The 24460-nt window shown below is 42.9% G+C and carries 22 protein-coding genes; 4 read left to right on the top strand and 18 right to left on the bottom strand.

What is annotated here, in order from left to right; translation table 11 throughout:
* Positions 1–113 precede the first annotated feature (113 nt).
* The 4 genes from OGM16_06750 to OGM16_06735 all read right to left on the bottom strand — a co-directional run bounded on the left by OGM16_06750 (position 114) and on the right by OGM16_06735 (position 3305).
* Positions 114–566: a hypothetical protein gene (locus OGM16_06750; protein UYJ48407.1), complete on the bottom strand. Its 453-nt coding sequence runs from the start codon at positions 564–566 to the stop codon at positions 114–116.
* Positions 567–652: 86 nt separating this feature from the next.
* The gene (locus tag OGM16_06745) at positions 653–1108 is read right to left on the bottom strand and encodes a prepilin-type N-terminal cleavage/methylation domain-containing protein (protein UYJ47938.1); all 456 of its coding nucleotides are present in this window, start codon (positions 1106–1108) and stop codon (positions 653–655) included.
* Between the two features lie 4 nt (positions 1109–1112).
* Positions 1113–1469, bottom strand: coding sequence for a type II secretion system GspH family protein (locus tag OGM16_06740; GenBank protein ID UYJ47937.1), 357 nt, complete (start codon positions 1467–1469; stop codon positions 1113–1115).
* A gap of 186 nt (positions 1470–1655) precedes the next feature.
* The gene (locus tag OGM16_06735; GenBank protein UYJ47936.1) at positions 1656–3305 is read right to left on the bottom strand and encodes a GspE/PulE family protein; all 1650 of its coding nucleotides are present in this window, start codon (positions 3303–3305) and stop codon (positions 1656–1658) included.
* Positions 3306–3366: 61 nt separating this feature from the next.
* On the opposite strand from OGM16_06735, the gene OGM16_06730 reads away from it, so the two are divergent.
* On the top strand, positions 3367–3852 hold the full coding sequence (locus OGM16_06730; protein UYJ47935.1) for an A24 family peptidase: 486 nt from the start codon (positions 3367–3369) through the stop codon (positions 3850–3852).
* Here OGM16_06730 and OGM16_06725 read toward each other — a convergent pair.
* From OGM16_06725 to clpB, 8 genes are all read right to left on the bottom strand, one after another.
* Positions 3826–4377: a hypothetical protein gene (locus OGM16_06725; GenBank protein UYJ47934.1), complete on the bottom strand. Its 552-nt coding sequence runs from the start codon at positions 4375–4377 to the stop codon at positions 3826–3828. The genes OGM16_06730 and OGM16_06725 overlap by 27 nt on opposite strands.
* Before the next feature lie 4 nt (positions 4378–4381).
* Entirely contained in the window at positions 4382–4834 is a 453-nt protein-coding gene (locus tag OGM16_06720) for a prepilin-type N-terminal cleavage/methylation domain-containing protein (GenBank protein ID UYJ47933.1), read from the bottom strand.
* Positions 4831–5154: a type II secretion system GspH family protein gene (locus OGM16_06715; GenBank protein UYJ47932.1), complete on the bottom strand. Its 324-nt coding sequence runs from the start codon at positions 5152–5154 to the stop codon at positions 4831–4833. Before OGM16_06715 ends, OGM16_06720 begins: the two co-directional genes overlap by 4 nt.
* A complete protein-coding gene (locus OGM16_06710) occupies positions 5138–5665 on the bottom strand; it encodes a hypothetical protein (protein UYJ47931.1) in 528 nt (175 codons plus the stop codon). The genes OGM16_06715 and OGM16_06710 overlap by 17 nt, the downstream gene beginning before the upstream one ends.
* On the bottom strand, positions 5655–7040 hold the full coding sequence (locus OGM16_06705) for a hypothetical protein (protein UYJ47930.1): 1386 nt from the start codon (positions 7038–7040) through the stop codon (positions 5655–5657). The genes OGM16_06710 and OGM16_06705 overlap by 11 nt, the downstream gene beginning before the upstream one ends.
* Positions 7041–7075: 35 nt before the next feature.
* Positions 7076–8266 carry a type II secretion system F family protein gene (locus tag OGM16_06700; protein ID UYJ47929.1) on the bottom strand — a complete coding sequence of 397 codons (1191 nt, stop codon included), beginning with the start codon at positions 8264–8266 and terminating at the stop codon, positions 7076–7078.
* Positions 8267–8350: 84 nt separating this feature from the next.
* Positions 8351–8530 (bottom strand): DUF4250 domain-containing protein, encoded by a 180-nt coding sequence (locus OGM16_06695; GenBank protein UYJ47928.1) that lies wholly within the window; start codon positions 8528–8530, stop codon positions 8351–8353.
* 361 nt (positions 8531–8891) lie between these two features.
* On the bottom strand, positions 8892–11483 hold the full coding sequence (clpB, locus tag OGM16_06690; GenBank protein ID UYJ47927.1) for an ATP-dependent chaperone ClpB: 2592 nt from the start codon (positions 11481–11483) through the stop codon (positions 8892–8894).
* Between the two features lie 499 nt (positions 11484–11982).
* Here clpB and OGM16_06685 point away from each other — a divergent pair, with 499 nt between their 5' ends.
* Together OGM16_06685 and OGM16_06680 are read left to right on the top strand one after the other, a co-directional pair.
* Positions 11983–12984, top strand: coding sequence for a hypothetical protein (locus OGM16_06685; GenBank protein ID UYJ47926.1), 1002 nt, complete (start codon positions 11983–11985; stop codon positions 12982–12984).
* Positions 12985–13141: 157 nt separating this feature from the next.
* Positions 13142–13969 (top strand): hypothetical protein, encoded by an 828-nt coding sequence (locus tag OGM16_06680; GenBank protein ID UYJ47925.1) that lies wholly within the window; start codon positions 13142–13144, stop codon positions 13967–13969.
* 162 nt (positions 13970–14131) lie between these two features.
* Here OGM16_06680 and OGM16_06675 read toward each other — a convergent pair whose 3' ends face one another.
* The 4 genes from OGM16_06675 to OGM16_06660 all read right to left on the bottom strand — a co-directional run bounded on the left by OGM16_06675 (position 14132) and on the right by OGM16_06660 (position 17754).
* Entirely contained in the window at positions 14132–14956 is an 825-nt protein-coding gene (locus tag OGM16_06675) for an SDR family oxidoreductase (protein UYJ47924.1), read from the bottom strand.
* Positions 14957–15059: 103 nt separating this feature from the next.
* Positions 15060–16316, bottom strand: coding sequence for a transposase (locus OGM16_06670; protein ID UYJ47923.1), 1257 nt, complete (start codon positions 16314–16316; stop codon positions 15060–15062).
* Positions 16317–16370: 54 nt separating this feature from the next.
* Entirely contained in the window at positions 16371–16787 is a 417-nt protein-coding gene (gene tnpA, locus OGM16_06665) for an IS200/IS605 family transposase (GenBank protein ID UYJ48406.1), read from the bottom strand.
* A 409-nt stretch (positions 16788–17196) separates the two neighbouring features.
* Positions 17197–17754, bottom strand: coding sequence for a hypothetical protein (locus OGM16_06660; protein ID UYJ47922.1), 558 nt, complete (start codon positions 17752–17754; stop codon positions 17197–17199).
* A 356-nt stretch (positions 17755–18110) separates the two neighbouring features.
* Between OGM16_06660 and OGM16_06655 the strand changes: the two genes are divergently transcribed.
* Complete coding sequence (locus tag OGM16_06655) at positions 18111–18578, top strand: heme-binding protein (GenBank protein UYJ47921.1); 468 nt, start codon at positions 18111–18113, stop codon at positions 18576–18578.
* 12 nt (positions 18579–18590) lie between these two features.
* On the opposite strand, the gene OGM16_06650 is transcribed toward OGM16_06655, so the two are convergent.
* Both OGM16_06650 and OGM16_06645 read right to left on the bottom strand, forming a co-directional pair.
* Entirely contained in the window at positions 18591–19655 is a 1065-nt protein-coding gene (locus OGM16_06650) for an FAD:protein FMN transferase (protein ID UYJ47920.1), read from the bottom strand.
* Complete coding sequence (locus OGM16_06645; protein UYJ47919.1) at positions 19652–24115, bottom strand: DUF1533 domain-containing protein; 4464 nt, start codon at positions 24113–24115, stop codon at positions 19652–19654. Before OGM16_06645 ends, OGM16_06650 begins: the two co-directional genes overlap by 4 nt.
* Positions 24116–24460: the final 345 nt, after the last annotated feature.

The raw sequence follows: 24460 nt of genomic DNA, 5'->3' as shown, positions 1-24460 counted from the left end.
CTTTGTTAATACAGCAGATATCCGTGATCCGCTGTACTGATCATGCTAAACTTCTATATATTATATAAAATTGCAGGCTTAAATACAACCTAAAATACACCCGTAAACAACCGCTATTTATGGGTACACAGGCTTTCAAACAGAAGCCCTGTACCAAACCAGAAAGGGATAAAGGCAAGACGGATCACCCCGCCTATATGATCAGGCCACTGGGAATAATCCCATGGACAGATGCCTTTGCCCATAAGAAAGGTTCCTGCAATGTATTCCCCTGTGTAAATAAGTACCATGCAGATAAGACCATGGCGAAGCTTCAAAGCTGCCAGGGGCATTTTATCTGCATCTGCTTTTTCAAACCCGGGAAGTCCGGACAGCCATCGGTCACACCATTTTACGATCAGTGGAAGAAGGGCGCCTGCGCCATAAATAGGGAACATGATAATAGACGTAGTCCCCATAAGCTTTGGATCTCCCCGCATCCATGCTTCTACAGATGTAAAAAGGATCTCCAGACACCAGCCGGCTATGCCGCAGCGCAGGAAATCCCTTAAAGCCAGACCTGTCATTTCTCTTGTACGGCCAGACAGCTTCGCTGCCGCCGGATGGAACACTCTTTTTTTCATAACATTAGTCTGTGTTGGTTTTCAGTTAATTATTCTATTTCTTCCACTTTCCGGGTGCCGTCAGCTTCTACTGTGACACGGACTTTCACCCATTTATCCTGATATATCATTTTTTCTAACTGTCCTGTTTTTATGTCTGCATCTACAGATATTACCAGGGCATTTTTACTGCCTGCAGACATATATCCGGACAGCTCATTGTCCGGATCGTCCAGATCCAGGTTCATCAGCCTGTGAAGCTTTCCAATGGTAAGCTTTCCTTCTTCTCTCTGTTCATCCAGATACTGCTGTACTGCATCTGCTGTGATCTGGGCATCTGTGTATGCAGCCATCCTTCTGGCACTTTTTATATAACCTAAGACAGATGGGACTGCTACTGCCATAAGGACTGAAAGAATGCCTAACACTGCGATCAGTTCAATGAGAGTAAATCCTTTCCTGTCTTCGCCTGTATTCTGCTTTTTCTCCTGCATTTCATTTTTCATATTATTAATTACCGCCTGATAGCATACGGCCTTCTCCCGTCTTTCCTGAATATTCTGCTTTATAGGTCTTCTTTCCTATCTTACCTTCCCAGACCGCCGTATCATTATCTGCATCATAATAATAGCTTTGTGTTTCCTCTTCTGCCAGAACACCTGCATCTAACATCTCCTGCTGTGCTTTCCCCTGGACATAATTGGACCTGGCATTGGCAATTGCTACCTGTTTGGCAGACCGTTCCTGGAAATGATTGTAAGAAGGTACAGCAATTGCCATGAGAATACCCATGATCGCGATCACGCAGATCAGTTCCACTAAAGTAAATCCTTCCTGTTCCCTATATTTTTCTCTTTCGTTCCTCATACTCTTCCTCCTGTCATGTTCTCTCGGAATCTTTCTGTGCCTGATTTTGTGAGAAGATTTTTTGTCAGTTGTGCCCAAATTTCTGAGGCGTACGCGGTGCGTACGTTGATGAAATTCGGGTGCAACTGGCGGAAAATCGGCCACAAAAGCAGGTGCAGGAAAGACTCCGAGAGGACATAATTCTCTTTAATTAACAGAATAAATAACATTTTCCGCTTCTTTCATATCCATTTCACCGGCGATCACCATTTCTGCCGCCTGTTCCTGAAGGGACGGAAAACCTCTTTCTCTCTGATAATACCGGATCTTCTCAGCAGCTTCCCCATCCCTTATCATATTTCTCCCTTTTTCATCCAGCTCCAGCATTTCATAGACAGCGGTTCTATGGCTGTAACCGGTAAACTGGCATTCTCCGCATCCAACAGCTTCCCATACCTCTTCTACTTCTTCACCTGTAAGTTCCCGGATCAGATGTCTGGTCCCGCTTTCCGCTAATACCTTTCTCTTACAATGGGGACAGAGCACTTTTACCAGACGCTGTGCCACCACGCCTGTAAGTGCTGCTGCGATCATATAAAATGGGATTCCCATATTTTTCAAACGGTAGATCACTGATACACAGTCATTAGTATGCAAAGTGGAAAGCACCAGATGGCCGGTGACGGCAGCTCTTACACCAATATCCGCCGTTTCTTCATCTCTCATTTCGCCTACCATGATCACATCCGGATCCTGCCGGAGAATAGAACGGAGTACTGCTGCAAATGTCAGCCCTGATTTTGCATTGACCTGTACCTGCGTCACTCCGGGGATTACCTTTTCCACCGGGTCTTCTACTGTAACGCGGTTGATCTTCTTGGCGCCCAGACGGTTTAATGCTGCATAAAGAGTGGTAGATTTCCCACTTCCTGTAGGCCCGGTTACCAGGATGATACCAAATGGGGCTTTTAACATTCTGCCGAATATCTCTTCCTGTGTTTCGCTCATTCCAAGACGGCGTATATCCATAAGATTACTGTCTCTGTCATTTCCTAGCAACCGCAGCACCACGGTTTCTCCATAAACCGAAGGCAATGTGGAAATACGCAGGTCTGTAGTGATCTCCTGGCTTTCATAGCGGTATTTTCCATCCTGGGGAAGCCGTTTTTCTGCAATATCCATTCCGCCCATCAGCTTTAATCTGGTAACTACCGGGCGGTGATAGAGCATTTCCATCTCTGTATACAGCCCCAGATCCCCGTTAATGCGAAAACGAATGGTAAGATAATCTTTCCCCGGTTCTATATGAATATCACTGGCATTTCTTTTATAGGCAGATTCGATCAGCGTATTTACCAGACGGATCACCGGGGCACTTTCACTTTTTTCTTCGGTTGCTTTTCCATCTTCATTTTCATGCTCAGCTGTACTTCCTATGCCTGCAATAGCCGTTTTCATCTGGTCCAGGGAAGTCAGGACCGGCCGAATCACCATTCCTGACAAAGCCTCTGCCTCATCTAAAACATGAGGATCAACAGGAAATGTAAACGCTGTTACCAGCTCTCCTTTTGCAAAACATACAGGGAAAACATTATTTCTTCTGATAAAAGATGCAGGAAGAGCAGCTAACGCCGCCGGATCTGCAGGTTTCTCATCTAAACAGACTACGTCATCTGCTTCCTTCTCACTGAAACATTTTAAAATCCCCGCTTCTGTGGTATACCCTAAAAGGAGCATGATATCTGTAAGGCTTTTGTCTCTGTGGTCAAACTGTACCTTTTTCACACGTTCCAGCTGTGCTCTGGTGATGATGCCTTTTTCCACCAGCATTTCTTCTACATTGGTCTTTACTGACATGGTTGCTCCTTTCCCTCATAAATGTTATACTGCTTACATTCAATAATACAGGTGATGACAAATGAACTCTTTTATCTTTATTTCTGTCCTGTGCAGCTGCCTTCTTCTTTATAGTGCATGGACCGACGGAAGAGAAGGCTATATACCGGACCAGGTCAGCATTCTGATCTTTGTCCTGTCACTTTTCAGTGTGTTAAACGGATACGGTCCCGGATTTTTAATCCGCATAGCAGGTGCATTTTTCTGCGGCGGTCTTTTGGAACTGATCCGCTTAATAAGCAAAGGCGGTATTGGTATGGGTGATGTAAAGCTGATGACTGCCTGTGGCTTCTATCTCGGAATTGTTCCAGGCATTTTTGTCCTGATGCTTTCCTATATGCTTGCAGGCCTCTTCTGTCTTCCTGTTCTGCTTTTAAAAAAAGCCTCTTTAAAGACCAGGATTCCCATGGCACCATTCTTCGCAGCTGCCATGATCCTGATGCTCTTCTTTGAAAAACCCCTGCTCGCCTGGTACTTTTCCCTATGGAATATTTTCTGTATCCCCTAAGGGGACTTCACTTTCCAGGTGCATGGAAAAACCACCTGTTTTTGTCCATGTATCTACAAAAGCAGTCCCCCTGACAGGATATGCCTTTAAACGGATGCGCACAGTACAGGGATCACCATTTTCATCTGTGTAACTGCCTTCTCCTACCGTCATATATTCTTTATCTTCCAGCTCTTCATCTATATCATTTTCTTTATCTATAACACTTTCTTCATCTATATCATCATTTTCTTCATCTGCTTCCAGATCAGAACTGTCATTTTCAAACTCATCCATCAACAGGCCAAGTGCTTCACTTTCGCCCATACGCACTGCTTCACAGAAAGAATTATGGATCATCCGGGCAGTAAGACGTGCTTCCATGTAAGCCCGGTTTTTCAGGGCTGCACGGATATGATACTTAGAAGCCGCCATATAACCACAGGACAATATGGATAAGAGGGTAACAAAGAAGATCACATACAAAAGGCTTCCACCTTCTGTCCGGCTGATCTTCTTATTTTTCCTGTGAAATCTCCTTTTCATAGGTTTATGTCCCCTCCATCTGTTCTGCTTCCTGCTGACCATAAAGAGCCGGCAGTTCTATTTTCCGGGTATGGATCTCTTCTTCCTTATATAAAATGGTGATATATACCACTGCTATTTCCGGTTCTGTATCAGAAAAATCCAGTTTTACCCGGTAATCGCCAGCTGATACCTGGTCAATGTCTTCTTGTGTAAGGCTGTTCCAATCTTCTCCTTCCAGATAATACAAAACATCATCTTTTCCCGGATCTATGCGAAAAGAAGCAGACTGCTCCAATCTGGATGTGATCTTAAACGCAGCTGCATCTCCCATGCTTTCCGCCTGATATAACTGCATATGTTTTCTGTACACCGTCAGCTGACTGCCAAAAAAGCCGGACGCCCATACAGCCACCACCGCGCTGATAGAAAGAACGGCGATCAGCTCCAACAGCGTAAATCCTTCTTTGCTTTTCATGGATCTCCCCTTTTGTAATAAGTCATTCCATCACCGTTTTCATCTGTTACTTTATATCCGGAAAATACTTCCAGGGCATCTCCTTCATTCCCCAGAAAAATGACTTCAAATGTTTCACCTGTTGGGCTTCCTTCACCCTTTTGGGCCAGGGCTGACAATTCATAAGCGCCCTGTACCAGAGAATGCTCTCTGGCAAGAAGTTTTCCATTTGCAGCTGTCATGGCAAGAAATGCTCCTGCCACAGAAAAGAGGATTGCTGTACTGACCACCACTTCTACCAGGGAAAATCCAGCCTGTTTTTCCTTATTTCTTCTGTTCATGGCAATATGACACCTCCATAAATCCCTTCAGGTTTTCTTCTGCCTGTTCCAGTTTCAGGGAACTGATGCACAACGCACTGCCTTCTTTACCTATGTTATCCACAAAAGTAGCCGCCTGATCTCTGGTTGTACACAAAAATTCCAATGACAACGTGGTATATACATACCCTTCTGTTTCCATTGCTTTTGTCTCACCGGTATTTAAACTTACAAGCTGTACCTGGGATGCCCCGGCCAGATCCTGAAGGCGTATATCCATCTGGTCAGGACTCATATCAGCGAAATAAATCTGGCCCTTTCCTGCATTTTCAAGCTTTTCCAAAAGCCTGCTGTTATCTTTCTTATTTCCCGTTCCTTTTGCCCTCACACGGATCTCCAGGTCTTTTCCCTCTTCCCATTCCCAGAGGATCCTAAACATTTCCGGTCCTGCCCATAGCTTGTAAAATCCGGTCCAGAGCAGAAGAAGCATCAACACAGTTACCAGAAAACGTTCTCTTCTACTAAGTCTCATGACCAGTCTCCTTTCCAGACTTAAAAAGGATCTCACCATGAACCTTCGTTTCCTGCTTCTGCCAGCGGCTCTGATCCATTATAAATCCATTTTCCTCCATTATCCGGATAAACCCTGATATATCCCTGGTATCATCCGTTAAAATCTTTATGCGGATCCTTCCGTCTTCTGCAAGAAACTCCAGGGATTCCAGTTCCATTTCCGGCTTTAAGGCATTATCAAGGCTGGAAAATAATGTAGGATCAATAACAGCATTTCCGGAAATCTCCCCCATCTCATTCACCAGTCCTTCCAATTCTTTCAGCTGTGCCTCCAGCTGCTTCTTTTCCTCTTCCTCATAAACTTCCTGACGGTCAGCATACATTAATTCCAGATGGTGCAGCTTCCTATGGGTATAAAACCGGATCGTAAGAAGGCTGACAGCTATCACAGCAAATAAAATAAGACTGATACATACCGGTTTTAGCGGAAATCCAGCATCTGTGATCCGCACCCATAGATTTTCATCATCTATATAATCAGTTCTTTCACTGAACTGAAGGTTTTTCAGATTCTCTGCCCTGAACTGTTTTTCCCACAGGGTGCCATGATTTAAAGCTTCACATGGAACTTCCAGCAATCCGCCTAAATATCTGGCACATGATCCTGGTGCTATAAGACAGTCATTCTGAATCAGGACACCTCCCAGTTTAAAGCCTTCATCATTATTTTTACGTATCCTGCAGATTCTTAAGATCTGGGCCTGCAATTCTTCCATTAGAACACATTCTTCTCCCATTTTTGAGAAGATTCCCGGCTTCAGCTCCAGTTTTTCCCAATAATAACAGCGGCCGTCCTCTATTTCATACAGGCCTATAAAGTCTTCTGACAGATGGACCAGCACCATGGGACTTTCTTCCATACCATACTCTTTGGGATCTGGAAAGGATGCCACAAAGGCAGGTGACGGAAGGATTTCTTTTAAATGCAGCTTGACCCGTGAAGCAGCTGATCTTACTGCCCACAGCCAGCTTCCCGGCGCTGTATAGACCACGCCCCGCAGCATTCCTTCCTGAGAAGAAGGAAAGAAATCGGCTGCCAGAAGCTGTTCCTCTTCTCCGCCCAGGATCAGAAGCTGTTTTTCCGCCATCTGAAGTGCTGTACTTTTCGTGGAAGCAGGAAGGTTTACCACATGGATCCCCACTTTTACTCCCATGATCACAGTTACCTTTCTGCCTTTTAAGTTATAAACCTCTGACAGGGATTCCATGGCACTTTCTACGCCTTCCAGCCCGGCTACAGGCCTGAAACCCAGAAAGTAATAACCACCTGATTTGCCTGGCGCTCTCCGGATATAATATAATTTGTCTTCTGTAAGATAGACGAAATGTTTCACTGCATCGCATCCTCCCTGCAAAAATTTCACAGCAGTTACAGCAGTGCCGAATACATGTTAAATACCGGCAGCATAATGGATAAAACAATAGTTCCCACAATGCCTGCCATCACTAAGATCATACACGGTTCTATCAATGTTACCAGCCTCTGCGCTGACTGTTCTGCCGCTTTTCCATAATAAACTCCCGCCTGCAGCAACACCGACTCCAGTTCTCCTGATTCTTCGCCTGCTGCCACCATGGAAAGAAATACGGGATGAAAGATCCTCTGGCGTTTCAGTGCCGCTGAGAGACTTTCTCCTTTTTCCAGACCATTTACTGCTTCCTGTATTTTACGCTCCACCCATGTATTTCCCATAACACGGCCGGTAATGGCCATACAGTCTATGATCCCGTTTCCACCGCCATACAAAACAGAAAATGCAGAAGCAAAACGGGATGTATAAATAGTCTTAAGCAGGCCTGCTATCACCGGTATATGGAAAAACAGGCCATCCACCCTTAACCGCAGCTTGGGAACAGCCGATAACAAGGCAAATACCAGAAAAACAACTGGTATCCAAAGACAGTACAGGATCCAGTCCTTTTGTAAATGATCTCCTGCCGCCATCATAAAACGGGTAATAGCCGGAAGCTCATATTCTTCCAATATATCTGCAAACTGCGGAAGTACGGTTGTAAGAAGAAAAACGGATGCGCCTATACTAGCCAGTAAAAGGATAAAAGGGTAGATCATGGCAGTCCGCACCTTTCCTTCCATTTCTACTTCTTTGGCATAATAGACGGACATTTTCTGTAAAATATCATCCAGTGTACCGCTTGCTTCTCCTGTCTGTATCATATATATAAGGAGTTTTGGAAAACACTTTCCCATGGATCCCATTGCTTCTGAAAGTGTCTGACCCCTGTGGATCTTCTCTTCCAGCCTGGCAAGAAGGGCCTTCATTTCCCGGGTAGGTGCTGTTTTACAGGCTGTTTTCAAAATATCTGACTGTGGAACACCTGAAGATAACATAGAACTGACCTGGCTGCAAAAAGGCGGCAGCCATTTTAATGGGACTGTAAAGTGTCTCATGGAAACAACTCTGTCTTCATTTTGCAGGAAATAACAGTAAAGACCGTCTTCTGCCAGTGATTTCACCAGCTGGGCCTCATTTTCCCCTTCCCTTATTCCTTTATATTTATGTCCTTTTCTATCTTTTGCACGGTATCTGTAAAGGCTCATCTGTTTTCTGCTCCTTTTAGTGGCGGTACTAACGAAAGAACCGGCCTTACCTGAACAGCCTTGTTCAGGTAAAACCGGCACATCCTAACGGAAACAATTTTTTTCAGACACATATTCAAAGCCAATATCAGACAATGTTTTCCTGATATGGAGTTCATTCAGATCCAGGATCTGGCACATTTCTCCCAGGGAACTGTAGTTATCTCTCAACTGGGTATTTATATAACTTAGTAATATCATAGGATCTTTAGGCAGTGTACTCATACAAACGCCATCCTTTCCCGAACTTTATAAATGATCATTCATGCTCATCTATGATTACAGGGAATTATATCATCTGCGACTTTTCATTTCAACTGTAATCTTGTAATTTCAGGAAGATTTTTGGGATTAAAATATAGGAATATGTGGGGTTATTCACTATATAATGTATGTTATATGCATTGTATAATACCATAATCAAAGACCCAAAAATACGATGCACGCTTGCTTACCAGAGGATTTTTGAACTTGGGATCTGCCAAAAAACATGCCTGAGAAGCCTTTTTGGAAAAAATGAGCAGAACACATAACAAGAAAAACCGCTGCGAAACATTTTTACCTGTTTCACAGTGGCTTTATCTATTTACTCTGCTTTTGCACTGAGATGATCTCCCTCAGGCGCAACATCGATCACAATAGCAGAACCTTCGCTTACCTGATCTGCAAGAATGATACGTGCAGCCAGTGTTTCTACATTTTTCTGCAGATAACGCTTCAGAGGACGTGCACCGTATACAGGATCGTATCCATGATCCGTAATGAAAGTCTTGGCAGCATCTGTCAGACGCAGCTTTAACTCTCTGTCAGCCAGACGCTTATTCAGGTCTGCTACGCACAGATCAACAATACGGCTGATATTATCCTTAGTCAGAGGCTTAAACAGGATCATTTCATCCAGACGGTTTAAAAACTCAGGTCTGAAGTGGGCTTTCAGATCACCCATAACCATATTTCTCGCTTCTTCACGGATATTGCCGTTTTCATCAATTCCCTCCAACAGATACTGGGAACCAATATTGGAAGTAAGGATGATAATGGTATTCTTAAAATCTACAGTACGCCCCTGGGAATCAGTGATACGGCCATCATCCAGTACCTGCAGCAGTACATTAAATACATCTGGATGTGCCTTTTCTACTTCATCAAAGAGGACAACGCTGTAAGGTTTACGGCGTACAGCTTCTGTCAGCTGGCCACCTTCATCATAGCCAACATAACCTGGAGGCGCTCCGATAAGACGAGCCACAGAATGCTTCTCCATGTACTCACTCATATCAATACGCACCATATTGGACTCATCATCGAACAATGCCTCTGCCAGTGCCTTTGCAAGCTCTGTTTTACCTACACCGGTAGGTCCTAAGAACAAGAAAGAACCAATAGGCTTTGTAGGATCCTTGATACCTGCTTTGGAACGGATAATGGCATCTGTAACCTTTTCTACTGCCTCGTCCTGTCCTACTACACGTTTGTGAAGGACTTCATCCAGGTGTAAAGTCTTGCTGCGCTCACTTTCTGTCAGCTTTGCAACGGGGATACCTGTCCACTTGGATACAATGCGGGCGATCTCATCTTCTGTTACACTTTCATGTACCAGGCTGAGATCTTCATTTTTAACCTTTTCTTCTTCTGCTTCCAACTCTTTCTGCAGCTGAGGCAGCTTGCCGTACTGCAGCTCTGCAGCCTTGTTCAGATCATATTTCTGCTGTGCATCCTGAATCTGGCGGTTCACAGCCTCGATCTCCTCACGGAGACTGGATAACTTATCTACACTGGCTTTTTCATTCTGCCACTGGGCTTTGCCGGCAGCGAATTTATCATGAAGCTCTGCCAGCTCTTTCTGTAAGTCTTCCAGACGTTCTTTGCTCAGTCTGTCTGTTTCTTTCTTAAGAGCCGCTTCCTCGATCTCCAGCTGCATGATCTTACGTGACAATTCATCCAGTTCTGCCGGCATACTGTCAAGTTCTGTCTTGATCATGGCACATGCCTCATCTACCAGATCAATGGCCTTATCCGGAAGGAAACGGTCAGATATATAACGGTCGGAAAGCACTGCTGCACTTACCAGTGCAGAGTCTGCGATCTTTACACCGTGGTAAACTTCGTAACGCTCTTTTAAGCCACGAAGGATGGAAATGGTATCTTCTACTGTAGGCTCTGCTACCATAACCGGCTGGAAACGGCGTTCCAGAGCAGCATCTTTTTCAATGTACTGACGGTATTCATTTAATGTAGTTGCACCGATGCAGTGAAGTTCACCTCTTGCAAGCATAGGCTTTAACATATTTCCGGCATCCATAGATCCCTCTGTCTTACCTGCGCCTACAATGGTGTGCAGCTCATCAATGAACAGGATGATCTGTCCTTCGCTCTTCTTTACTTCTTCCAGAACAGCTTTCAGACGTTCCTCAAATTCGCCTCTATATTTAGCACCGGCTACCAGAGAACCCATATCCAGGGCAAACAGCTTCTTATCCTTCAGGCCGTCAGGAACGTCACCACGGACAATCCTCTGAGCCAGGCCTTCTACAACAGCTGTTTTACCAACACCAGGTTCACCGATCAGGACCGGATTGTTTTTCGTCTTTCGTGAAAGGATACGGACTACATTTCTGATCTCGCTGTCACGGCCAATGACCGGATCCAGTTTCTGGTCTCTGGCACGTTCTACCAGATCGTAGCCATATTTCTGTAATGTATCATAAGTTGCCTCCGGATTATCGCTTACCACTCTCTGATTTCCTCTTACAGTGGAAAGTGCCTGAAGAAACTTTTCCCTGGTAATGCCATAGGTTTTAAACAGATCCTTCATTTCCTTAGAAGGCTGTTTTAACAGAGCCAGGAAAAGATGCTCTACAGAAACGTATTCATCTCCCATGGATTTTGCTTCATCTTCTGCATTGATCAGGACTTTATTTAAGTCATTGCTGATATACAGCTGACCGCCTCCGCTTACCTTGGTCAGTTTCTCTATAGCCTGCTTTGCCTCATTTTTAAACATGTCACCCTGGATGCCCATTTTCGTGATCAGTTTCATGATCAGGCTGTCTTCCAGTGCCAGCAGACTGTACAGCAGATGCGGCTGGTCGATCTGCTGGTTTCCATATTCATATGCCAGCTTTTCGCAGTTCTGAACTGCTTCCATTGATTTCTGTGTAAATTTATTAATATTCATATGCCCACTCCCCTTTCCGGAACAGTGCGTTTGTTGTCTTGTTTTTTGTTCTATGCGTACTATAACACTAGTTATTAGCACTGTCAAGAGGTGAGTGCTAATTTTATGTAAAAAATTTATCCGCTACCCTTTGACAAAATGGCTCCCCCTCCGTATAATAAGATTTACAGTTACTTCTGCAGCCTGTTACAGGCTTCATGGTTTTCATTATTTTCATTATTTTCGGTAATTTCCAAAATTATCCAGTTTTTACTTTGTACCTTGACAATTAAATATGAAGATACCAGGGTCAAAAGGTCATAAATCCGATGCAAGCTTGCTTGCAGGAGGATTTTTGAACTTGGGACCCGCCAAAAACATGAGTAAGAAGCCATTTTTTGAAGAAAAATGAGCGGATTACGAATGTTTTTAGAATTGCGAGAGTGCAAAGCACGTAGCAATTCGGTATCAGAGGGGTCAAAAGACCATATGAAACATATTTTACAAAGGAGAGCAAGGTATGAAGAAAAAAAACAATAGTATAAAGCTTTTAACATTTATGTGTTTTATAGTGTGTATGATGTGTATGATCCAGACATCCCCCATACTGGCACAGGAAACAAAAAATATTACCTTTTCAAAAAAACTCACCAGGGAAGAAGCAGCAGATTTTGAAGAACCGGATGCATTTTATGAAGATGAAGATGGAATTAAATATCAGCTGACAGAATGGGAGCTGGAAGAAAAAGCAGGAGAAGAAACACGAGTACCCATGGAAAAACAGGTACGCTATCTTGGCCTGGAAGATGGGGAAGCGATCCCGGAAACGATCAATGCCAAAACACCTTTTCCGCAGCCAAATTTACCAGAAGCAACGATAACAGAGAGTCAGCTAAGAGAAAACCAAGAAGAAACACCAGCACAATTATCCGGATCACTCCATAAAACAGAGATTCAAACTATAAATGAACAATGGAAAGACGACTTATATCTGCCAGTTACTTTCTATTCTTATGGGGCAGATGAATTTCAGCTGGAAAATATTATTATTTCAGCAGAAGCTGACCACCTTCTTGAAGAAACCACAAAAAAAGGTTCTCTTATCCTTGACAGTCTCGGACTGTCTGACCAGGCATACCACATCACTTCTATGATCTGGAGCGGAGAACCATTTACAGATGAAGATGGCCAACTTTGCCGGAATGCCATTGCATTAGGGGAACGCCTTTTGAAAGATGTAGAAGTTGTTTACAAAGGTGAGGTCATCTTAAAAGAACCTGATCATTATGAACTTCATGCTGTATATCAGGCACAGGAAGTTAATGAAGAGTCTGCCGAAGAACTTACAACGCAGGCAGAACCAGAACTGCCGATATCTGCCTCCAAAAAAGGACCCTTCTGGTACCTGATCCGCACCGGTTTTGTGATCACAGTGGCTATAGGGATCATCGGGATCCTGATAGGTATCATTTTACTGTTTATTATGAAACGGCGCAAAAAAGAAGAAAAAGATCATTTTTAGAAATAAGCCCAGGGAAAAGTTTAAGGAAAAATTCATAAAAAAAACATAGTAAAAACACAGCTTTCGTAGTAAGATGTATCGTACCGCAGAAAGAGACATCATAGAAAATATACCGTTACAGTAACGAAACACCTGCGGCAAAGAGAGGAGAATCATTATGAAAAAACAATATCTGGCAATTGCATTTCTGGCAGTTGCACTGGGGCTGACCGCCTGCTCTTCTAAAAAAGCGGATACAGAAACTACAACTGTGCAGGCAGCAGAAAGCACAACAGAAGCTTCCTCTGAGGAAGAAGCAGAGGAAGAATACTACTATGGTTTTGTCAGCCTGGTAGAAGATAAGGTAATCACTGTATCTGACGATGAAGGTAAAACTGTAAAATTTGATATTACAGATGCCATACTGACCGATGCAGATGCAGTAGGCGAAGGCGATGAAGTAAATGTTGGTTATACTGGTGAAATGTCTGATGATGTAACAAAGGCAACCTCCGTAGAGATCATGACTTCCGCAGCAGAAGTTGCAAGAGAAGAAGAGGCTGATACAGAGGATCTGGTAGTGGAAGGAACCATTGAAAGTGCTGATGACAGCACCATTACTTTAAAAAATGATGAAGGAACCTATACACTGAACGCCCTTATTGCCCAGAAGGTAACAAAAGACGGTATCAAAGCAGGTGCCACAGCAGAAGTTACCTACTACGGCGACTTAGAAGATACAACTGATCATGCAGTTGCTACCCGTATTATCACTGAAGATGCAATGGATTCCGAAGAAGCACAGAAGAAAACTCTCACTGGTACTGCAGCAGAGGTTGAGACCGACCACATTGTTCTGGACACTGCAGACCCGGAAAATACATTCTTCTCTTTCGTAGGAACAGAGGGAATGTTTGACGGCATCAATGTAGGTGACAAAGTAACCGTTATTTATGACGGCACACTGACTGAAAAGATGATCCCGGCCCAGGGTGTTGAGAAATAGAAATATTATAAGACCAAAGAAATATCGTCCATACAAGAGTGAAAATACTCCTGTATGGACGTTTTTGTTTGAAAAAAGCAGCTGCCAATGGAATCCATCTTCCAAAAGCAGCTGCTCCTTTTATTTCGTAATCTCTTAAATTAAATTGTTCAATTTACTCTATTACCTGCCAGAGGTTGTGCCGCCATCAATGCACAGTGCCTGACTTGTGATCTCGCGGGCGAAATCGCTTGCAAGGAATACGGTTGCCCAGGCAATATCTTCTTCCTTCTGGTCATGTCCCAGTGGGATCATGCTCTTAACGGAAGCATTCCACAGCTCTTCGCGTTTTTCAGGGGTCAGTTCATTATGAACTTCCGGATCCCAGCCATTGTTCATTCCTTCCAGTATTTCTTCCCACATTGCTGTACGGATGATTCCCGGAAGAATAGCATTTACACGGACTCCATAAGGAGCTGCATGTTTTGCAGCTGACTGCATCAGGCTTGTTACAGCTGCTTTGGATGCACTGTAGGTCTGGAGCATTCCCATACCATCTCTGCCTGCAATAGAGGATACAAGGATCATATTTCCGCTCTTATTTGCTTCCAGATGTGCCAGACCATGTTTGATCATATGTACGGTTCCCACTACATTAATATTAAACAGTCTCTGAACCTCTTCTGTGGTTGTATGCATCATATCCTGAAGGGAAATTACACCTGCTGCATTTACGATCACATCAATCTTTCCGCCGCCAAATGCTGCTGCGTCAGCGATCAGTTTCTTAACGTCTTCTTCAACAGCAACATCACACTTTGTGAAACCACCCTTTACGCCAAGTGCCTCGATCTCTTTCACGGTAGCCAGGCCCTGATCTTCTTTACGGTTTGCAATGTATACATTTGCACCACATCCTGCAAACTGAAGTGCCATCTCTTTACCAAGTCCACGGCCACCACCTGTAACAAGGACTGTCTTTCCAGTAAAATCAATATTCATTGCCATAAGTGAACTACTCGGTAACTAAGTTACCAGAGCATCTGAAATCTGGCGGGATACCGCCCTTTTTCAGGGTGCGTCCATGACACCACTACTGCTTGCCTTTCGGCTATACAGCTACTTTTATTATTTCTGGATTTTTTAGTCCGGCTACGGACAGTTCTTTCTGTTTTCCGGATACGGAAAGATATTTTCGCAGGATATTAAATGCTCCTACTGCATCCGCATTATATCTTACTCCATCCGTTATATACATGCCCCGCTCTTTTCGGTTTGATGCTTCTGCATATCTTTTTGATACTTCTGGTGAAAACGGACTGCACTGGCTGGTATAGCTTTCTTCCTGTTTTATCAATGGTATTCCATACAGTTTTAGTTTATATTCCAACATGATATAAAGTTTATTATACGGCAGTCCGTGAAACTTCTGGTTTGCCTTGTGGCCTATCTCTTTTCCTTTACGGATATTTCGGATATCTCCTATGATCACACTGCTTATCCCTTCTTTTCTACAGTATTCTGCAAGCCATCTGGTCACCTTATGAAGGTAATCCTTTACTGCGTCCTGCTTTTTTCGGTAAATCCTCTTGATATGTTTCGATGATCGGGGATATTTTATGCCATTTCCCGACTGCTGTGCATACCATATTGATTGAACTCTGCTGATTTCTTTGTGAAAGTATCTTTCCAGTGAAAGATATTTCCTTCCCAGAATAAAAGTCCTTCCATTTTCGGAATCATAACAGGTCATCAGATTATGAATTCCAAGATCTATTGATAAATAATGGCCATTCAGGGAGATCGGTTCTGGTTCTTTGACCTCGTAGACAACGATAAGGTCACATTTTCCATCTTCCGGTGGATAGATCCGCAGCTGCTTTATGTGATCCATGTTCCTGAAAATCTTATTTTCAAGATATAGAAATTTTTCATGAATCCCATAAGCTTCTTCCATATAGCTTTTCAGATCCTTTGACAGAGACAGCCGCAATTGATCGGAGCCTTTCTCGTGCTGGATTCCCATCTGCATGTAAGTGATCGGTATATTGTCCTGTTTAAATCGCGGCGGATTTGGATCTTTGATCCCAACGGTCTTTTTAAGAACATAAAATGATTTCCAGGCTTTATCCCGCTGCTTGCAGGTCTCCTGCGCTGTCTGGGACGGAAGCTGTCTATACCACAGATCTCCTTTATGCGCTTTCTTCTGATAATACCAGTCAGGATACTTCTCCAGCTCCAATTCTTTATATCGACGGCGTTCATAGTTGCAGACATTCCAGAGTTTGGAAGCAGCATAACACATATGCCCTATAATATTAGAATATTCCGGCCTGATATTGACCGATGTTCTGTGTGACAGCAGCATTCCCCTTCCCCCTTCAGACAGCCATGCATATGAATATTTACAATTCACATTGAATTAATACGACTTGCTCTGATGTTCAATATAACGGCGGATATTTTCCTCAGATACAGATCCGATCGTTTCCACATAATAGGAATGGTTCCACAGTTCTCCCTTCCACAACTGGTTTCTTATTTCCGGAAAACGTTCGAATAATTTCCTGCCTGTGATCCCCTTCAGATACTTGATAATGGCTGTTATTGACAGTTTTGGTGGAGCTGATACAAAACAGTGAACATGATCACCTTCACCACATTCAAATAAATGAACGGTAAAGCCTTTATCGTCAGCTATCTGCTGCACAAGTTCCTGCAGGTATTTCTCAACTTCTGGGGTTAATATCTTCCGTCTGTATTTCACCGACCATACCATATGGTAGTTGATATTGCACACGCAAGTCCTATAATGTATAAGATTTTCTTTCATACATATAGTATATCATATTGAATTGTAATACACAATCATTATTCGAACATATTTTCGTTTTTATTGTATGCCAGTTACGGCATTAATATCAAAGAATGAGGATTATTATATTATTTACATTGTGCAGATATGCACACTTCTGAGCTTTCATCTCGGTAATTGAATTGCCGAGGATTCCCGCTTATTGTCCTAAAATCCCCTTTCCATATATAATATACTGTGATGTGAGTGTCAAAAGTAAATTTTGCCGCTCACTGATGTAACCGGATTGCTCCATTGCTATGCAATTCCCGCAATTCTCATACTATGCTTAACTCTGTTAACATTTTATTAATCTATATGGAAATGTCAATGTTTATAATCTTAATTTTTAACTTATCATCCCATAATTACAGACTTTTCTATTGTTAATTTTTTAATCAATTTTTTCAAAACAACCACCTTTATTCTCCGGCCAGGTGCATTTTAATTCTTCCCGGTAATGATACCAGAGGACCTGTCCGTCTGTCATGGAAATCCCTATTTCTTTTATTCCGTCATTATCCAAATCTTTTAACTGGATCTTAAACATATCATCTGCCTCTTTTTCCGGCTCCCACAAAAGACTGCCCTCTCTGGCACCACTTGCACTGTCATATACGGCATAGCCATTTTTACCATCCAACGGGGAAAGACAGAAAATGAGAGTTCCTGCATCGTCCAGATGCAGATCTTCAGAGTACGCCCTGAACGTGCGCCAGTCATCACCGGCAATATCCGTTTCAAAATAAGGCTCTGTTTCCGGTTCCCGGATCTGGATACCATACAAAAGCCAGATCGTACAGATAAATAAAAATACGCTGATCAGAACCGGAACAATACCGGCAGCTGTGAAAATATGCCATTTTTTCTGCCCCGTCTTTCTGCTCTGGATCGTACCAGCAGCAATAAATCCTATTCCCAGCAATAATGTGGCCATTTCCAATAAAAACATTCATTTTCCCCCTCTTTCACCAAAATGTTCTCTCGGAATCTTTCTGTGCTTGATTTTGTGAGAAGATTTTTTGTCAGTTGTGCCCAGATTTCTGAGGCGTTGGCGTTGCGTCCGCCTCTGAAATTTGAGTGCGACTGGCGGAAAATCGGCCACAAAAGCAAGTGCAGGAAAGACTCCGAGAGGACATCAAAGATCACTTCACTGTTCTGTATATCTAAACTATACAGCTATTCTTTTGCGAAAAATATTAACCAAGGGTTAGTACATTGTTTTGTGAATTTCATTTCCTGCTGTACACATTTCCTCTTAAAGGCTATAATAGTTCTGGTAAATACAGATCTACAAGGGGGATTATTATGTACGATTTAAAAATGTTAGAAGAGATCAAAAGCCAGGAAAAGCGTATCCACTTTTCTTCTTTTGATCACAATGATGCCTATACACTGGGAACCATGCTTCGGGAACGTGGCCTGACCACTCCAAAGCCAATTGCGATCCGCATTGTTTTTGATGATATTATCCTGTATCAGTCCTTCCTCCCGGGAACAGATGAAAGCAACAACCAGTGGATGAACCGCAAGCAGCACACAGTTGAACGCTGTCACACTTCTTCCCTGCGTGCAGCTGTTGAGCGCGAATTAAACGGCGTAAAAGAAAACTGGCAGCAGGATGAGTCCCACTATGCATTCTGCGGCGGCGGATTCCCAATTATTGTAAATAATGAGTTTCGGGGCGTTGCCATTATCTCAGGTCTGCCTCATCTGGAAGACCACAGAAACCTGGTGGAAGTAATGGATCAGTTCTGCGCACAGAAAAACGCATAAGATCTATTCACCTTATCTGCGGATCACCTGGATTTCCTGCTCTGTGCCAAGATCCACAGGTTTAAAGGTATTTTCCAGACCTTCTGTAATATAAATCTGTCCGTTCTCATCTTCTAAAACAGCCTCATAATTCTGGTGACTGCGCCAGTGTGAGGCTGCTTTTTCAACCCCCATGACGAAAAGGGCCGTGGAAAGACCATCACACAGAAAACCGCTGTCGCTGATAATAGTCACGGATACCAGACCGTTTTTGGCCGGAGCTCCGGTTTTTGGATCCATGATATGCCAGTAGATCTGACCGTCGTCGCCGGCAAAATAGCGTTCATAGCCACCAGAAGTAACCACTGCCTTATCTTTTACAAAAACACCGCCCAGATAACGGTTTTCTTCTGCTGCACGGATACCAATAAACCAGTCTGTTCCGTCTGTTTTTGTTCCAATAGTCTGGATATTTCCTCCTAAACTAAAAAGAGCAGAAGTAACGCCCTTTTCTTTCATCAACTTTGCCAGAACCTCTGCTGTATAGCCTTTTCCCACGCTTCCTAAGTCTACCAGCATATCCGGGGCTATGGTTACAGTGTCACCATTGATCTGGATCTTATGATAGTCTACACATGCAGCTAATACTTTGCGTTCTTCTTCATCAGGAATACGATGTTCACCTGTGGTGAAGCCCCAGGCTTTTACGACCGGGTAAGCTGAAATGTCTAAAGCGCCATCTGTATCTTTACACAGTTCAAGTGTTTTTTTCATCTGCTTAGCAATTTCCGGTGCAAACTTTGCTTCCTTTTTCTCGTTTAATTCCCACATAGGGCTGTTTTCTTTTGTCACAGAAAGCGCATCTTCCAGTTCCTCTATTTTTTCCCTGACTTTTTCTTCTACTTCATCATTTCCGCCATAGAGCTGAAACTGCATCACCGTATCCATGGCAAATACTGTAAAATTTTTTTCATTTGATCCTGCCTCAGTACGCAAAACAGGGCGGTCGTATTTGACCGCCTCTGTTTCGGCTGTTTTGGGAGCTGTACTGCACCCGCACAACATCAGTGTCAGGATCACCAGACACCATTTTTTCAATTAGATTTCCCCTCTGTTTTGGTTACTTCAGAGTCTTCGGAAGCATTGTCAGATGCAGCAGTTTCGGAAGTTTCTTCCCTGGAATCTTCGGAGCTGTTGTCTTTAGAATCATCTTCCTTGGAATCCTCAGTCTTATTATCGCTGTTTTCTGTTTCAGACGGAGTTTCCGGTTCTTTGGTGGAATCCTCCTTAGATTCATCCTTGGTTTCATTCCTGGAATCATCCTTGGTTTCATCTTTGGTTTCATCCTTGGTTTCGTCCTTAGATTCATCTTTGGAATCGTCCTTGGTTTCATCCTTGGTTTCTTCAGAAGATCCGGTCTCATCAGCCTTATTTTCTTCATCTCCAGATGGAGTTACTCCTGAAGTTACACCGTTAGAACCGGTGGCTGCATTATCCTTGATTTTCTCATTAAATCCATCTTCCGTTGATTCCTGCTCATCTAACAGTTCTTCTTCTGCCTCTGTCTGATCTACCAATTTGCCATCTCTTATGTAAAATACATAAGTACTATATTCGCTATTCTTACTGTAGATGGTAACTTTGATCAGATCACCTGATTGGTAAGAATCAAAGCTGTCCTTAGCAAAATCAATATAATCCTTTCCATTTCCCGTACTCTCACTTTCAGGTGTTGTACCTACTTTAAACTGCTTATCTGATATGGAACCATAAATGCATTTCTCATATTTAAATGTTCCCACCATTATATAATCTATAGTACCAAGATAAGTATCTCTTGAAATATTATTTATCCTATCTACTTTAAAGAGTAAACGATATGCCTCATAATTGCCTGACCAGCTTTCTACGGAGACTGATCCAAAAGTAATATCGCTATTACTTTCAGTATCTCCGGTACTACCAGAATTGTCCTCCCCTTCGATCTGTACTTCAATTACCTGGCTCTTATATCCATCTGCATTAATCGTAAGTGTATGTGTACCCGCAGACAATCCAGATGTATCAATAGTGATCTCTGTGTCATTTACTGTTGTGCTAAGCTTTTCTTCCCCATACTTAACAGAAGTAATTGCTTTCAGATAGTCTGCATTGCCGGTCAGTGTCCACTTTGTCTTTTCCTTGATATTAAGCTGGCCAGTAAGCTGTGGGGCATCTTTATCTGCTGCAGGCGGATCAACATCCGTACCATCTTTCAGAACATAATTATTACCACTCTTAACTACATTAAAAGTCAAAGATTTATAGCCATCTGCATTAATTGTGATCTCTAATTCATCACTGTCTTTAAATGCACTGTCTTCTGTCAGGCAAAGGCGGTCATTTTTGCCACCATACACAGGATCACCGGTTACTCTGAAATTATTTTTTGAATTCCAGAAAGAACTAACTTTGGTATACGTTGTATCTCCAACTTTAATATCCTCTATATTAGCCAGATATGTCTCTAAAGCTACTTTTTCATCATCTGTTGTCCCTTTATTAAAGGTAACAGTATAATAAGCCTGTGCCATTATCTCTGCTTTTGTATATTCAAAGCTGAGCATCTCCGGCTCAAATGCAGTAGGATCTTCAACCCCTTCATCAACCACAATCGTAGTCCTCAGTGCTTCTGCATATCCCTTAGCCCGGACAGTCAGTGTGTGCTCTCCCGGTTTGATATTACCAATGGTCAGAATCTTCTTATTCTCAGATACTGCATAATACGATGCATCGCTACTTTCAACACCTTTGGTATAAAGTGTATCATCATCCAAAGCTACAGACTGCAAATACTTTAAGAATCCGCCTTCAGAACCAGTTACTTCTACAGTTGCGTCTGCATAGAATCCCTGGATTTTTCCAAAGGTTCTCTTGTCAGATACATAAGAAGTCTTATTGTCTTTATACTGTACAGTCAGTGAAAGCCCTTCTTCCAGGATCTGATCGTATGTGACCTTAAACGCGTTCATCTGATATCCGTCCGCTTCCACTGTGATCTTATATTCTTCTCCTGGTGTGAACAGACTCTTGTTCAGAGTTAAGATTCCATTTTCAACATCTACGCTATACTGTTCTTTTGTTAATCCGGTCCAGCTGCCATTGATCACAATGTTCCTGATCGCAGCCAGATAAGCCTTATCCTCATGGCTTAAGACCACGTCTTCATTTTCCCTGTTCCTGATTATTGTAAATGCACCAGCTGCAGGACGGGAGAAATCTCCTTTATTCTGGATCTCACCTAAAAGTCCATCCTCCAGAACTTCTTTTGCAGCAGCGGGACTGTTATTCCATACAACTCCTTTTGTCTTGTAATCCTCAAAGGGAATAATTCCTGTGGTCTTGCTGCTTTCTACTGAATGGATATAAGCAACCCAGTCATAATACTGGTCGTCTTTATCATTTTTATTAAATGCAGCATCTACACCGGCCATTTCATACCACCAGTCTATAACCGCTTCAGACTCTGTAGTAGATTTTCCAATTTCTTCCAGAATATTTGCATTTACAAGCAGATCCGTATCAAATACCAGATTTGCAGAAACAGCCATACTGCCAGAATCGCTTTCGCCGGAGCCGCTGCTGCTGCCGGAACCAACAGAAGCAGTGGAAATACCATCAAATGAATACTGCACAATACCCATTTCATCCTTAGATGGAACACTCTCTCCCTTAGTTACTGTAAACTCTACAGAAGCTGATTTGAAACCATCTGCATAAACAGTCAGTTTATAATTGCCTTTATATTTAAAATGATCCACATTATCATTATAAATGACAAACAGATCCTGACTGAACAAAAACCAGTCGTTGATCTTGTCTAATTCTACAGTTTCAGTTGGTCCCTCCAGAACTACACGATTCACCGGTGTCTCTATTCCGTATACCATATTTTCAACCTGGAAATGCAGGTTCACACCTGACTGTGGAGTCTCTTTCAGTTTAAAAACAGGCGCCTGTGCATTTACTACATGGATTGGAACCAGTGCAGATGTACCTGACTTTGACTCTACGCGGACATAGTATCTTCCATTATTTGTAAAATTGCTCTGTCCTGTCTCAATGGTCAGCTCACCTACACGGCCCTTTCCATGAGGTACATTTTTTGCACGGTCAAATACCAGATTACTGTTGATCGTATTTTTATTTTCATTATACTCTACCAGCTGAAGACGATTGATACCATCAAACCACTCTTTCTCTTCATCGGTATTGTAGTTAAACATAATAGTTACGGTTGCTTTACCATCTTCACTTAATTCTGCATCTGGTGAATATGCAGGATGGGCTGCCGCCTTTTTACCAAGTGCAAATGTGGTTTTGGATGGTGAGTATCTTACAGAACCGTCATCTGCATAATTGGTCAGATAGTAATCCCAAAGTGCTACAGGACCATGAGCCAGGATCTTCTCTGGCAGATAACTGGTTCCTGTATAGATCACGCCATTTGCAGCTTCATCATCCAGGGAAACTATCTGTGTTCTGACAGGATCTGCTGCATTGCTTACAGTCAGTTCAGCCGGAGGCTTAATAACAGCCAGTTTACAGATGCTTCCATCGTCAGTTACATTGGAAAGTGCAGATGTTACATCTACACCATCTGCATATACCTTGGTGTTGCTTGCATTATAACCATCCTCAAATGCTACGGTGATCCACCAGCCGAGGGAATTTACCTCAACCAGCCCCGTCTCATCTTCCTTTACAAATACAGCCTTAGTCTGGTCTGCACTGCTATTAGAATTATTATTACTATTATTGTTTGTATTGTTGCTGTTGTTGCCATTATTGCTGTTATTTGTATTATTGCTGTTATTATTGTCTCCAGTCCCATTACGATCAGATACGTTGCTTCCTGCATTAGAGTTGCCAGAACCGCTACGGCTGCTTCCGCCACCACCGTTTCCACCCCTGAGGCTGGTTTCTGATCCTTTGGTATTCCTGGATGGATCGCTTGCAAATCCCTTTCCTTCTACCACTTGCACCTTACCGTTGCCATCTATCCACTGACCGGCTGCGTTTACTTTGTAACCATCTGGAGTTACACCATCTGCAAACATTTTTCCGTGGTTTTCGCCTGCAACAGGTTCGAAATAGTAGCTGCGCCCATCAACCCACTGCCAGCCGGTAACTGCTGCACCTTCGGTGCTGTCTGTTGTAGTATTGAAAAAATACCAGCTTCCTTTTGCATCCTGATACCAGCCGGTTGTCATTTTTCCTTCTGTTTCATCTGGATTTGCATTAAAATAATACGTACGGTCATTCATGCGCAGCATGCCAGTTTCCATAAGTCCGTTCTCTGGCTGCAGGTAATACCAGCCGCTTGCAGTCTGGATCCAGCCTGTTGCCATCTCTCCTGATGGCTTTCTGAATTTCCATCCTTCTGCTTCTTTCACCCAGGTTCCTGCCTGAAGCTGTGATTCCCCCGTTGCCTGAGCGCCGAAAGCTGTGCCTGCCTGCAAAGCTGCAGCCGCAAGCAACATAGTTAACAACGTTTTTGCTTTTCCTGTTTTTCTCATAAGTAAAAACTCCTCTTTTTATAATGACGTTTGCTTAAACTCGCATGTCGAGTTAGTTTATACTAACATCATTTTTTAGTCAACACTAAGGGGCGGTTTCACCATGATAAGATTTGTCAACAACAACACATATATGTAATCGGAAATATTTTTTTCAGGAAATACGACTGGCTGACCATCATTATAGTTTATAGAGAATAATGATAAATCGGCTTAAATAAAGGATCTGGCTGAATTCATTTGAAGAAATGCACACATAAGATCAACAGAAAAAGGGCTGCAATCAGCAGCCCGTATATTATCAGGAATCTTTCTCAGATTTAAAATTTTTGTGTTTTTATATAA

This window comes from Lachnospiraceae bacterium, assembly GCA_025758065.1.
In the GTDB taxonomy this organism is placed as follows: Bacteria; Bacillota; Clostridia; order Lachnospirales; family Lachnospiraceae; genus Enterocloster.
This window is presented reverse-complemented; position numbering and strand designations above follow the sequence as displayed.